This window comes from Mesorhizobium sp. M0139 (assembly GCF_040322455.1).
Classification (GTDB): domain Bacteria; phylum Pseudomonadota; class Alphaproteobacteria; order Rhizobiales; family Rhizobiaceae; genus Mesorhizobium.
In genome coordinates, this window is record NZ_JAMYTN010000004.1 from 367,482 (window position 1) to 379,438 (window position 11,957).

The window sequence follows — 11,957 nt, forward strand, 5'->3', positions numbered from 1 at the left end:
GTGCACGAATAAGATGCAAATGCTGCGCCTTCCGCCATTCCACCCTGACGACTAGATCTCCGACAGGTCCGGTTGCGGGACTGACAAGGAGGAAATCGCCATGGCAACTGCCGAGCAGAACGAGTGCGCATCGGCGCCGCAGAACACCCGGTCCGCAGGCCTGGCCCACTCTCCTGTCTTGGCATTGGCCAGCCTGTCGCTCGCCACGCTGCTGTCGTCGCTTGGAACCAGCATTGCCAGCGTCGGACTGCCTTCCCTCATGCAGGCGTTCGGTGCGCCGTTCCAGTCCGTGCAATGGGTGGTTCTCGCCTATCTGCTCGCCATCACGGCCCTGATCGTCAGCGCCGGCCGGCTGGCCGATATGGTCGGCCGCCGGCCGTTGCTGCTCGGCGGCATCGCGCTGTTCACACTGGCCTCGGTGCTCTGCGGCCTGGCGCCGACGCTCTGGCTGCTGATTGCGGCGCGCGCCGTGCAAGGGCTGGGTGCCGCGCTGATGATGGCGTTGACGCTGGCCTTTGTCGCGGAGACCGTGACCAAGGAGAGAACCGGCAGCGCCATGGGCCTGCTCGGCGCCATGTCGGCGATCGGCACGACGCTCGGACCCTCCCTCGGCGGCTTGCTGATCGCCGGCTTTGGCTGGCGGGCGCTCTTCCTCGTCAATGTGCCGCTCGGCCTCCTGACCTTTGCCCTCGCCTGGCTGGCCCTGCCTGCCCGCGGCAAGGCTGCGGGCGTTCAAGGCGGGTTCGACGCGATCGGGACGGTCTTGCTAGGCCTGACGCTCGCCGCCTATGCACTGGCCATGACGCTCGGCCACGGCCATTTCGGCGCCCTCAACACCGGCCTGCTGGTTGCCGCCGGCATCGGCGTCGTTCTGTTCGGCGTCGCGCAGAAGAGGGCGAAGAATCCCTTGATCCGGCTTGCCCGGTTGTACGACATCCGGCTCAGCGCCAGCCTCGCCACGAACCTCGTTGTCGCCACAGTGATGATGGCGACCCTGGTGGTCGCTCCGTTCTATTTGTCGCGAGGGCTGGGGCTCAATGCTGCGATGGTCGGCGTGGTCCTGTCGACAGGTCCGCTGGTCTCCGCGCTCTCGGCACTTATCGCCGGCCGCCTCACCGATCGCTTCGGTACCAACAGGATGATGATCGCCGGACTATTCGGCCTGGTCAACGGCACCTTGCTTTTGTCGCTCGCCGCAACAAAACTCGGCATTGCCAGCTATATCGTGCCGATCGCCGTCACCTGCTTCGGGTACGCCCTGTTCCAGACATCCAACAATGCCGCCGTCATGAGCGGTGTCGCTGCCGGCGAGCGCGGCGTGGTGTCCGGCCTGCTCAATCTGTCGCGCAATCTCGGCCTGATCACCGGCGCATCGCTTATGGGCGCCATTTTTGCGGCTGCCTCGACGGGAGAACGGCAAAGCCAGGACATGCTGACCTCAGCGGCAGCCGCGCACGGCATGCAGGTTACCTTTCAGACGGCAACGGTCCTGGCGGTGGCTGCGCTGTTGCTGGCACTGCTCTCGACCCGCGCCGGCGGCAGGCTGTCGGTGCGGCAACAGCCATCATGACCGAAGATAGGGAGCTTACGCTCCCGCCCGCTTGCGCCGCTCATAAAGCATGACCAGCGTTTCGGCGGTCAGCGCCGGCCTCTGTTCGCCCTCGATCTCGACCGTATTGGCGGCCTTCATCAGATACTGGCCCGGCCCCTTGTCCTCCACCGACAACAGCGTCGTGCGCAGCCGGATGCGTGCGCCGACCCTGACGGGCGCCAGGAACCGCACCTTGTCGAAGCCGTAATTGAAGGCGGCTTGCGTGTTTTCGGGGACGATGCCCATGCCCAGCGCCAGCGCGCCGATGATCGACAGCGTCAGATAGCCATGCGCGATCGTGGTGCGAAATGGGCTCTGCCGCTTCGCCCGCTCCGGATCGACGTGGATCCACTGATGGTCGCCTGTGCATTCGGCAAACTGGTTGATGCGGTTCTGGTCGACGGTCGTCCATTCCGACACGCCGAGCTCCTGCCCGGCCATCGCCCTTAACTGCTCGAAGGTCGGCGGCGTTTTCGGCCGTAGTTCCGTCATTCCTGCTTTCCCGGTGGCTCCCAGTGCCTCGGACCACGAACGGACGGCTCCTGTCAATTCGCCCGTTGCGATTCCGTTCCGCCATTTTCCGCCAAACAGCGTCCCTCGTCCATGCTCATGCGCCGCAACCGGCCCGCTCCTCTCATGGTTGCGTTGAGAGTCACTTCTTGTCATAGCCCGAGCGGATTTCCTCCATCGCTTCCTTGATGCGGCTGCGCAGGATTTCGATCGATTCGGTGCCGGATTTCTTGACCAGCTCGGCCACTTCGCCGGCATTTTTCAGGGCGGCTTCGAAGGATTTCCTGGCGAACTCCGCCTGTTTTGTCATCAGTTCCTGGGGATTGCCCGGCGCCTTGTAGCTCTGCGCCATGTCGCTGACTTCACGCAGCGTGTCCTGCAGCATCTCGCGCTGTCTGGACAACAATGAGGTCGCGCCGGCAGCTCCCGCCCGCGCCGATCTTTCCAGGGCCTCGAGGTTCTTGCGATGATGCGCGAGGATCGCCTCGACATTCGGCACCTTCAGGTCACGGCCGAACCGGCTGAACATGTCAAGGAACGAATCGGAGTCGGGTTGTTTGGCCATTGCTCGTGCTCCCCAGTGTCGCAAATGCTGAACCCTGTTCTGGACAATAGCACTCGCGCGCCGTGTGTCCATTCGGACGCCCAAGCAATTCAGCGGCAAATGCAGCATCAGCCAGCGAGAAACAGCCTCTCCGCCGTGTAGAGCACGATACCCGCCAATCCGCCGATAATCATGCCGTTGAAGCGGATATATTGCAGGTCCTTGCCGATGTTCATCTCGATCAGCCTCGTCAGTTGGGCAAGGTCCCAGCGCTTGACCTGGTCGGCGATGAATGTCGACACACCGCTCTTCTGGCTCTCGACGAACGACGACAGCGCCACGACAAAGCCCTGGTTCATGTCGGCCCTGATCTGCGGATCGCCTGAGAGATGGCGGCCGACCTCGACGAACATGTTGGCGAGATGCGCGCGAACAATCGAATTCTCCGCCTTGGCGTCCTGTTCGATGAACAGGCTGAGGCTCTGCCACATGTCGCCGGCGAGCGACTTCACTTCCGGCCGCGCCAGGAAATCGCGTTTCAGCTTCTCGGCCCGTTTGGCGTATTGCTTCGAGGTTCTGAGCCGCTCGATGAAGCTGTGCGCGAAACGGTCGAATTCGGCGCGCATCGGATGGTCGGGGTCGGCCCGCACCTCGTCAAGCAGCGAACCGGCGGAAGCGACTATCTTCTTCAGCAGATAGGCGTCGGCTCTGAACAGGTTGAACAGCGACGGCAATTCCTCGCGGATTTTCTCGCGCATGGTCGCCAGCGCCTCTTCATCGTTCAGGAACCGGCCGATCACCCTGGTGAATTCGTCGAAGAGTTTCTGGTGGCGGCGGTCGTCGGTCAGTGCCGACAGCAATTCGGCCGCGAGCGGCGCCAGCGGCACCTTGTCGATCTGCTCCAGCATGCGGCTGGTGACGAAGCCGCGCAGGCCGGATTGCTCGATCGCCGCAAGCGTCTGCGGGACCAGCCGTACGACGAAGCGTGACAGGCCGGCAGAGCGTTCGGCGTCAGTCAGCCAGTCGGCGACGAGTGCTGCAAAATCGACCTCGGCCAGCTTTTCCCGCACCGGCTCCGGCGCCAGAAAATTGACCTCGATGAAGCGGCCCAGATTATCGGCGATGCGGTTCTGGTTCGCTGGGATGATGGCGGTGTGCGGGATCGGCAGGCCCAGCGGCCGCTTGAACAGCGCCACCACCGCGTACCAGTCGGCCAGGCCGCCAATGGTCGCCGCCTCGGCGAAGGCCGCCACGAAGCCCAGCCACGGATACTTGGCCTCGGACGATTTGGCCACGGCAAAAACCACGACGCAAAGCACCAGCGCAGCCGTGGCGAGGAACTTTGTCCGCCGCAACGCGAAAAGCTTGGCGCCCGTCTCGGCATCAAAACCGCCAGGCGCCAGGGACGAAGCCGATTGGGACATGATACGCCGCTCCTCATCGATCTCTTGGCTATCTGGCATGGGCTATTTAGGGGGTGTTTGGGCCCGTAGCATGATCGGATGGGCCGATTTCGTCCGGGGATTGCCGGTTTCGCACGCAAAGTTGACAAGAATGTTCATCTATCATGCAATCCCAGTCTGGAATTGTTCCAAGGTATAGGCCATATTCCGATCAGGCCAGTGTGGGCGAATCCGAAACTCCGGGTGAGAAAGCCGCACCAGCACAATCTAAAATCTGGTGCAGTTCCAGCGCGCCAGCACTCGGGTGAGGAATTAAATGCGGCTGACGCGCCAGACCAACTACGCCATGCGCATCCTGATGTATTGCGCCGCCAACAACGATCGCCTGAGCCGCATCCCCGAGATTGCGGCCGCCTATTCGGTGTCGGAGCTTTTCCTGTTCAAGATCCTGCAGCCGCTGGTCGAGCATGGCCTGGTCGAGACGGTGCGCGGCAGGAATGGCGGCGTGAGGATCGGCCGCCCCGCCGAGCAGATCAGCCTGTTCGACGTCGTACGGGTGACCGAAGAGAGCTTCGCCATGGCCGAGTGCTTCGAAAACGACGCCGCCGAATGCCCGCTGGTCGACAGCTGCCAGCTGAATTCGGCGCTGCGCGAGGCGCTCAACGCCTTCTTTGCCGTACTCTCCCGCTACACCATCGCCGATATGGTGGCGGCGCGCCCGAATGTGCGTCATTTGCTCGGCATCGACATGCTGGTCCAGCGAGCACCGGCCGCCTGAGTTTTCTAGTGCATGTCGCTCAAAAGTGGCCCCGGTTTTGAGACAACGACATGCATAAAGACAAAGACCTAAAGCGCGTCGCCTGAGTTCGTTCAAACGCGACGCGCTTTAGGCGGCTGACTGCGGCAAGACAAACGGCATGTTCGCCGCCGGCAACACACCGACCCTTAGCCGACAATCGAACACCTTTTCGATCAGATCGTCGCTCAGCACCTCCTGCGGTGAACCGTCGGCGGCGAGCCGGCCGCGATGCATCACGAAAATCCGGTCGGCATACATGGCCGTCAGATTGAGGTCGTGCAGGATGGCGATCACACCGCCGCCGCGCCGGGCGAAATCGCGGGCGATGTTCATGATGATCAGCTGGTGCTTGATATCAAGGCTGGAGACCGGCTCGTCGAGATAGAGATAGCGCGGCTTGCCGTCCAGCACCGGCGCCCAGACCTGGCACAGCACGCGCGCCAGCTGCACACGCTGTTGTTCGCCGCCCGAAAGCTCCTGATAGAAGCGGCCGGCAAAGCCGTCGAGGTCGACCCGCGCCAGCGCCCGCTCGGGCAGACGATCATCTTCGCCCGGCAGAACGCCGGAACGGCCGCCGATAAGGCCGAGCCTGACCACTTCGTGCACCGTGAAGGGAAAGGACAGCGTCGCGGCCTGCGGCAGCACGGCACGCACAGTGGCGGCCTCCACCGGCCTCATCGCCGTGAGATCGCGCCCGTTGACGGCCACTGTCCCCACAAACGCCAGATCGCCCGACAACGCCTTCAAAAACGTCGTCTTGCCCGAGCCGTTGGGTCCGACGACTGCCGCAATTTCGCCCGGCCGCGCGACGAAATCGACATTGGCAACAATGCGCTTGCCGCCGATCGCTACCGAGACATCGCGTGCTTCGATCATGCCGCCTCACAAGTCGATTACGCCGCGCTTGCGCAGCAGGATCCAGAGGAAGAACGGCGCGCCGGCGATCGCCGTGACGATGCCGATTGGCAATTCGGCCGGCGCCACGATGACGCGGGCAACTGCGTCGGCAAGAAGCAGCATCGAGGCGCCGAGCAGCGCCGATGCCGGCAAGAGATAGCGATTGTCCGGACCGATCAGCAGCCGCAAGAGATGCGGCACGACGATGCCGACAAAACCGATGCCTCCGCTGACTGCGACAGAGGCGCCGACCGCTGCCGAGACGCCGACGATCGCGGTGTATTTCAGCCGCTGTACCGGGATGCCGAGATGTCCGGCCGTCGCCTCGCCGAGCGCCAGGGCGTTGAGGCCTTTGGCCAGGAACGGCATTGCCGCAAGCGCCAGCACGATGATCGGCCCGACGGAAGCGATCTTCGGCCAGGTCGCGCCGCCAAGCGAGCCCAGCTGCCAGAAGGTCAGGTCGCGCAACTGCCGGTCGTCGGCCATGAAAATCAGGATACCGGTCAGCGCCATGGCAAGGGCTGCGAGCGCAATGCCGGCAAGCAGCATGGTGGCGACCGAGGTGCGCCCCTGCCGCGTGGCGACGCGGTAGAGCACCAGCGTGACCGCAAGGCCGCCGCAGAAAGCGGCGAGCGGCAAGGCCATGCCGCCGAGCGCCAAAGTGAGCGGCGCCAGCCATGTTGTGCCGAGCACGATGACGGCGACGGCGCCGAGGCTGGAACCGGCTGAAACGCCGATCAGGCCGGGATCGGCGAGCGGATTGCGAAACAGGCCCTGCATGACCGCGCCCGATACGGCCAGCGCCGCACCGATCACCACGCCGAGCAGCACGCGCGGCATGCGGATGTCGTAGACGATCAGCCGGTCGCGGGCGCCAAGCGCGGCGTCGGCCGGCACGGCGCCGGTTAGCCAGTCACGAATGACACCGACGGCCGATGCATCGGAAGCGCCCGACCTCAGAGACAGGAACAGCGAAAGGGCAAGGGCCACGCACAGGAGCAAAATAACCAGGCGCGCGCGCCCGGAACGATCGCCCTCGGCCATCTTGCGCGCCGCGCCGGCGACCGACTGATCCACCATCGGCTCAGTCCGTGACCTGGCTGCAATAGAGCGAGACTGCGAGATGGTGGATGGCATCGGCCGTGCGCGGCCCGAAGCCGAGCAGATAGCTGCCATCCATCAGGATCAGTTTGCGGCCTTCACCCGCCGGCGTCGAGGTGATCGACGGGATGGCGAAAAGCTCGGCCTCCGCAATCGGCGGTCCGGCATTTTTCATCGCCAGGATCACGTCCGGCCTGGCGGTTACGATGGCCTCGTCGGACATCTGCTTGTAGCCGGAAAAACCTTCGACGGCGTTGACCGCACCGGCGAGCTTGATGATGCCATCACCGGCGGTGTCGGTGCCGGCGGCCAGGATCTTGCCGCCCTGGATCGACAGCACGAACAGGATGCGCTTGCGCTGCTTGATCGACGCCGTCTGCTTCTCGGCCGCCTTCAGCTTGGCGTCGGTCTCAGCCACCAGCGTCTCGGCCTTGGCGTCGACGCCAAGCGCCTTGCCGACGATGCGGATCTTTTCCAGGATGCCGTCATGGCTGTAATGCTCGGGCACGTCGATGAACGGAACGCTCGACTTTTTCAGCACATCGACCGCTTCCTTCGGCCCACTGCCATGCAGCGCCAGAATGCCCGAAGGATTGACCGACAACACGCCTTCCGGCGACAGCTGGCGCATATAGCCGACGTCGGGCAGCGCGACCGCGGCGGCGGGGTAGCGGCTGGTCGAATCGCGGGCGACGAGATGACCTTCCTCGCCAAGCGCGTAGACGATCTCGGTGATCGAACCGCCGATCGCCACGATCCGCGACGTGTCGGCAAACACGGCCACGTTCTCGCTGGCCGGCACTGGGGCGGCAATAAACAGCGACAGGCCCATGGCCGCGGCAAGCGTCCTGAACAGTGAAATCATCGTCGTTTCCTCAGGCTGCGGTCGGGCTTGGAATGCGCGGCAGGTTCTCGGCAAGGAACCGCCAGTCGTCGCGCTCGCGCTCGCCTTCATGGCGCTTGCCGAAGAACTGGATGATCATCTTGCCGTCGGCGCCATAGGCTTCGAGCGAGGTAACATGACCGTCCTTGGTCGGTTTGCGCACCGCCCACACCTCCTGGATGTAGTCGGTGCGCAGATGCAGGTGGAACGTCTCGTCCATGACGTTGATCCACGGCCCCATCGGCTTGATCGACTTGACGGGACCGGAATGGATCTGGATGCAGCCTCGGTTTCCGACAAAACACATGATCGGCATGCCGTCGGCGGCGGCATGGTGGAACATGGCGCCGATGGCGTCATTGTCGAGCAGCCAGGCATAGTCCTGGCCGACCATGCGCACGGCCTGGCGGCGGCTGAGCTTCAGCGCTTTCAACATGCCAAAGAACTGGTGGACGTCGGTCAGCCGGCTCCAGCGGTCGCGCAGATCATCGATGTCTGCGGCAATGCCCGACGTCTCCGCGTCGTCGTCGGCCAGGCCTGCGATAGACACGGTCGCCTCCTGGTTCGGCGATTCGAGTGCGGCCACGAGCTTCTGGTAGGCATAGAGATTGGACGCCGGCCGCAGATGCACCTTGTGCACCGCATCGCCGGCCGCGTCGAAGAATTGCAGGCTGCGGCGGATGTCGCCACCGTCGCGCTTTTCCACGGCAAAGCCATGCGCCCAGACCTTTGGAAAGATACGCAGGTCGATGTTTTCGCCCAGCACCATGGCATTGTGCGCGCCTGTGACAACCTTGTCGTAGACGCCGATCTTCTCGTGCACCGCGCTTTCGTTGCGGGTCAGCGCCATCACTTCGCCGACGGCGTCGAGGCCGGTCAGAAGATCGTTGACCCTGGGCTCGACGCGCACGACACCGTCGCCGCAATGCGCGGCCACCAGCTCGGCTTCGGAAATACCGAGCTCGGCGGCAAGATCGCGCTCGCGCGCTTTCGGATTGTCTGCCCGCGCTCGCCGGATTTCATGCGGTGCGGGTTTTACGCGCTGGTCCATGTCCTGCTTACCTGTCCTGCCTGGCGTTTTGGCCTGCCTGGCTGTTTCGTCACTTGTTGAGGATGAGCTTGCCCTGGCGGGTGATCTTCAGCCGATAGAGCGCCCCATGGTGCTCGATGCCGATCTCGTGCTCGCCCTGGAACAGCGTGTTGGAGGACAGCGTCCGCACCGCCAGCGGCACCCGGTCGAAGCGGGTCGGCGTCTCCTCGGAACGGCGGACGCGGTAACGGAAGTCGTTGGGATTGTGGGTGTTCATCTCTTTCGATCCCTTTCCTGTGCCGGGCAACTGGCTAGCGTTGTAAAAATGCCGATTCATTTCTTGACTCGAATAATCATGTTTATTAGTCAGTGCAATACCGGACAAAATGAGTCAACATTTAAGACGCCGGACAGAATGAAAAATGCCAGCGAGCACCAAGCCAGCCAGCATCGAACCTGGAATTTTGGAGTTGGGGCATGGGCTTGGGAAATTGTGGACGACTGGGTCTGGCGAACGCCGATCCGGTGCATCGGCCTATGGCAAAGGCAATGGCAGCCTTGCTTGCGGGGGCAGCGACGATCGCGCTGCTGACATCGCCGGCCAGCGCTCAGCAGGCTGCTCAGCCGGCCGCTGACCAGGCCGACCAGACCAGGAAAACCGAAGACACCAAGCCGGCGCCCGCCGGCGCGACCCTGCTGGACAAGATCCTCGTCATCAGCCGCACCGGCGAGACGGCAATCGAATCGCTGGCCTCAGCCAGCCATGTCGACCAGGAACAGCTCGACCGCCGCATGGCGACGACGCCGAACGAAATGCTGCTCGGTGTGCCTGGTGTCGCCGTGCAGGCCGATGCGCGACGCGTCAGCTCTAGCATCAACATCCGCGGCCTGCAGGATTTCGGTCGCGTCGCCGTCATCGTCGACGGCGCCAGGCAGAATTTCCAGCGCTCAGACCACGGCACGCAGTCGACCTTCTATGTCGATCCCGAGCTCATCAAATCCGTTGACGTCATTCGCGGACCGACCGCCAACACCTACGGCTCCGGCGCCATTGGCGGCGTCGTCTTCTTCGACACCAAGGATGCGGTGGATTTCCTCAGATCGGGCGAAACCTGGGCCGGCTCCGTCACCGGGCGCTATGAAAGCAACGGCAAGGGCTGGACCGCCAGCGCCAGCGGCGCCTACAAATTCAACGACGATTTGGATGTGCTGGGCAACATCGTCTACCGCGACTACGGCGACTACAAGAATGGCAGCGGCGACACCGTCGCCGGTACCGGTTTCGACGTGCTGAGCGGCCTGCTCAAGACCACAATCCGCCCGAGCGAGAACAGCGAATTGAAGCTCGGCTGGGTCGGCTCGAGCGACGGCTGGACGGAAACCAGCGGCGGCGTGCCGGCCAACGACGTCGACCTGAAGTCGAACACCTTCACCGCCCGCTACAACATCACTGACGACGCCAAGAGCTGGCTCGACCTCCACATCAACGCCTCCTACAACAAGACCAATCTCGACCTCACCACGCTGGTCCCGCAGAACCGCTTCGATCCGTCGACCGGCCTTCCCGTGCTGCTGCCCGTCGGTTCGACCTCGACCTTCGACGTTGGCACGGCCGGCGTCGACATCTGGAACACGTCGCGCTTCGAAACAGCCGGTGTTGCGCACGAATTGACCTATGGCGGCGACTGGGTGGGTGACGATGTCGAGACCGGCGGCACCGCCGGCGGCGACAGCTTCTACACCCCATCGGGCAAGCGTAGTGTTTCGGGCGCCTACATCCAGGACAAGCTCACCTGGGACTGGCTCGAGGTCATTGCCGGGCTGCGTTACGACAATTACAGCCTCGAAGACAGCACCCACGAAACGTCAGGTGATCGTCTGTCGCCGCGCATCACCGTTGGTGTCACGCCCTTCGAAAGCGCCAGCCTGGCGGGCCTGCAGTTCTATGGCACCTACGCGGAAGGCTACCGCTCGCCGTCGCTGACCGAAACGCTGATCAGCGGCAACCATCCGGCGGGCGTCACCTTCCCGTTCCTGCCCAATCCGAACCTGCGGCCAGAAACCGGCAAGACGACCGAGTTCGGCGTCAACTACAAGCTGAAGGACCTTATCGAGGCCGGCGACGCGTTCCGGCTCAAGGCCGGCTACTTCCACAACGATGTCGACGACTACATCGAAGGCGTCACGCTGTCGGCATTCGACCCGACCAGCGGCTGCCCGTTCGGCCCCGGGATTCCGATCTGCTTCCAGTACCAGAACGTCGCCCAGGCCAAGATCAACGGCTTCGAACTGGAAAGCGTCTACGATGCCGCCTGGGGTTATGCCGGGCTGTCGGCCTCGATCATCAACGGCCACACCATCTCCGATGAAGGCGAGCGGGCCGACCTTGCCACCATCCCGTCGTCGCAGGTCACCGGGCAGCTCGGCTTCCGTTTCCTTCAGGACAAGCTGACCGTCGGCGGCGAGGTGCAGTACAACGGCAAGCCGAAGGGCAACCCCGTGGCCAAGGATTATACTCTGGTCAACGCCTTCGCCAGTTACCAGGCCACCGACAATCTGAAGGTGGACTTCCGCGCCGACAATTTGTTCGACGTCAAATACACCAACCCGCTGAACGGCGGCACCACCGCCGTCATCTATGAACCCGGCATCACGCTGAAGCTGGCCGCAACCATGCGCTTTGGAGGCTGACACCCATGACAAGTTTGACGGCATCGCTTCGGCTCCTGACCTCGACGTTGGCGATGTCGCTTGGCTTGGCGCCGGCGTGGGCTCAGTCCGCGCCGGCTCCGCAACTCAGCCTCGAGCTCAATGCCGTGCAGCCCTCGGACAAGGGTTGCCGGCTGACCTTCGTCGTCAACAATGCGCTCGGCGCCGATCTGTCCAAGGCGGCTTTCGAAATCGCGCTGTTCAACGAGGCCGGCGTGGTCGGCCGCCTGAGCGTGCTCGACTTCAAGGACCTGCCGGCCGGCAAGACCAAGGTGATCCGCTTCGACCTCGCCGGCACCGACTGCACCAAACTCAGCCGCGTGCTGATCAACAGCGCCACCGAATGCGCCGGCGTCGAACCGGGCGCCTGCATGCGCGGCCTGAAGACGCAGACCAAGACCGGTATCGCATTCGGCGTTTGAGGTGGGTCTGCATCCCGCCTTCCTGCACGACAATGCGACACGACCCGTCGCAGCTCCGCCGTCATGGC

The 11,957-nt window shown here is 63.6% G+C and carries 12 protein-coding genes; 4 read left to right on the forward strand and 8 right to left on the reverse strand.

The features are described 5' to 3' along the window. The first annotated feature begins 100 nt into the window (after positions 1-100). Entirely contained in the window at positions 101-1,570 is a 1,470-nt protein-coding gene (locus NKJ58_RS09190; protein WP_023706044.1) for an MFS transporter, read from the forward strand. A 15-nt stretch (positions 1,571-1,585) separates the two neighbouring features. Here the strand turns inward: NKJ58_RS09190 and NKJ58_RS09195 are convergent, their stop codons facing one another. From NKJ58_RS09195 to NKJ58_RS09205, 3 genes are all read right to left on the reverse strand, one after another. Beyond that, positions 1,586-2,083 carry a MaoC family dehydratase gene (locus NKJ58_RS09195; protein ID WP_023681725.1) on the reverse strand — a complete coding sequence of 166 codons (498 nt, stop codon included), beginning with the start codon at positions 2,081-2,083 and terminating at the stop codon, positions 1,586-1,588. 160 nt (positions 2,084-2,243) lie between these two features. Continuing rightward, complete coding sequence (locus NKJ58_RS09200; protein ID WP_023672638.1) at positions 2,244-2,666, reverse strand: phasin family protein; 423 nt, start codon at positions 2,664-2,666, stop codon at positions 2,244-2,246. A gap of 107 nt (positions 2,667-2,773) precedes the next feature. Then, a complete protein-coding gene (locus tag NKJ58_RS09205) occupies positions 2,774-4,069 on the reverse strand; it encodes a DUF445 domain-containing protein (protein WP_023691056.1) in 1,296 nt (431 codons plus the stop codon). Positions 4,070-4,364: 295 nt separating this feature from the next. Here NKJ58_RS09205 and rirA point away from each other — a divergent pair, with 295 nt between their 5' ends. Next, positions 4,365-4,826 carry an iron-responsive transcriptional regulator RirA gene (gene rirA, locus NKJ58_RS09210; RefSeq protein WP_023672640.1) on the forward strand — a complete coding sequence of 154 codons (462 nt, stop codon included), beginning with the start codon at positions 4,365-4,367 and terminating at the stop codon, positions 4,824-4,826. 108 nt (positions 4,827-4,934) lie between these two features. On the opposite strand, the gene NKJ58_RS09215 is transcribed toward rirA, so the two are convergent. Genes NKJ58_RS09215 through hemP form a run of 5 tightly spaced genes read right to left on the reverse strand, consistent with a single transcriptional unit; the run spans position 4,935 to position 9,035 of the window. Continuing rightward, positions 4,935-5,723, reverse strand: a complete 789-nt coding sequence (locus tag NKJ58_RS09215) for a heme ABC transporter ATP-binding protein (RefSeq protein ID WP_023707864.1) — start codon at positions 5,721-5,723, stop codon at positions 4,935-4,937. A gap of 6 nt (positions 5,724-5,729) precedes the next feature. After that, positions 5,730-6,824: a FecCD family ABC transporter permease gene (locus NKJ58_RS09220; RefSeq protein ID WP_027050320.1), complete on the reverse strand. Its 1,095-nt coding sequence runs from the start codon at positions 6,822-6,824 to the stop codon at positions 5,730-5,732. Between the two features lie 4 nt (positions 6,825-6,828). Continuing rightward, positions 6,829-7,710: a heme/hemin ABC transporter substrate-binding protein gene (locus tag NKJ58_RS09225; protein WP_027050319.1), complete on the reverse strand. Its 882-nt coding sequence runs from the start codon at positions 7,708-7,710 to the stop codon at positions 6,829-6,831. Positions 7,711-7,720: 10 nt separating this feature from the next. Next, the gene (locus NKJ58_RS09230) at positions 7,721-8,779 is read right to left on the reverse strand and encodes a hemin-degrading factor (RefSeq protein ID WP_352853019.1); all 1,059 of its coding nucleotides are present in this window, start codon (positions 8,777-8,779) and stop codon (positions 7,721-7,723) included. 49 nt (positions 8,780-8,828) lie between these two features. Then, complete coding sequence (gene hemP, locus NKJ58_RS09235; protein ID WP_023673860.1) at positions 8,829-9,035, reverse strand: hemin uptake protein HemP; 207 nt, start codon at positions 9,033-9,035, stop codon at positions 8,829-8,831. A 272-nt stretch (positions 9,036-9,307) separates the two neighbouring features. On the opposite strand from hemP, the gene NKJ58_RS09240 reads away from it, so the two are divergent. Both NKJ58_RS09240 and NKJ58_RS09245 read left to right on the forward strand, forming a co-directional pair. After that, positions 9,308-11,449: a TonB-dependent hemoglobin/transferrin/lactoferrin family receptor gene (locus tag NKJ58_RS09240; RefSeq protein WP_352853020.1), complete on the forward strand. Its 2,142-nt coding sequence runs from the start codon at positions 9,308-9,310 to the stop codon at positions 11,447-11,449. Between the two features lie 5 nt (positions 11,450-11,454). Further along, the gene (locus NKJ58_RS09245; RefSeq protein ID WP_023739066.1) at positions 11,455-11,889 is read left to right on the forward strand and encodes a hypothetical protein; all 435 of its coding nucleotides are present in this window, start codon (positions 11,455-11,457) and stop codon (positions 11,887-11,889) included. The last annotated feature ends 68 nt before the right edge of the window (positions 11,890-11,957 follow it).

Excerpts from the sequence above, each read along its gene's own strand:
- NKJ58_RS09230 (WP_352853019.1), bottom strand. The coding sequence starts at position 8,779 with ATGGACCAGCGCGTAAAACCCGCACCGCATGAAATCCGGCGAGCGCGG.
- NKJ58_RS09205 (WP_023691056.1), bottom strand. The coding sequence starts at position 4,069 with ATGTCCCAATCGGCTTCGTCCCTGGCGCCTGGCGGTTTTGATGCCGAG.
- NKJ58_RS09195 (WP_023681725.1), bottom strand. The coding sequence starts at position 2,083 with ATGACGGAACTACGGCCGAAAACGCCGCCGACCTTCGAGCAGTTAAGG.
- NKJ58_RS09245 (WP_023739066.1), top strand. The coding sequence starts at position 11,455 with ATGACAAGTTTGACGGCATCGCTTCGGCTCCTGACCTCGACGTTGGCG.
- NKJ58_RS09225 (WP_027050319.1), bottom strand. The coding sequence starts at position 7,710 with ATGATTTCACTGTTCAGGACGCTTGCCGCGGCCATGGGCCTGTCGCTG.
- rirA (WP_023672640.1), top strand. The coding sequence starts at position 4,365 with ATGCGGCTGACGCGCCAGACCAACTACGCCATGCGCATCCTGATGTAT.
- NKJ58_RS09220 (WP_027050320.1), bottom strand. The coding sequence starts at position 6,824 with ATGGTGGATCAGTCGGTCGCCGGCGCGGCGCGCAAGATGGCCGAGGGC.
- NKJ58_RS09215 (WP_023707864.1), bottom strand. The coding sequence starts at position 5,723 with ATGATCGAAGCACGCGATGTCTCGGTAGCGATCGGCGGCAAGCGCATT.
- hemP (WP_023673860.1), bottom strand. The coding sequence starts at position 9,035 with ATGAACACCCACAATCCCAACGACTTCCGTTACCGCGTCCGCCGTTCC.
- NKJ58_RS09200 (WP_023672638.1), bottom strand. The coding sequence starts at position 2,666 with ATGGCCAAACAACCCGACTCCGATTCGTTCCTTGACATGTTCAGCCGG.
- NKJ58_RS09240 (WP_352853020.1), top strand. The coding sequence starts at position 9,308 with ATGGCAGCCTTGCTTGCGGGGGCAGCGACGATCGCGCTGCTGACATCG.
- NKJ58_RS09190 (WP_023706044.1), top strand. The coding sequence starts at position 101 with ATGGCAACTGCCGAGCAGAACGAGTGCGCATCGGCGCCGCAGAACACC.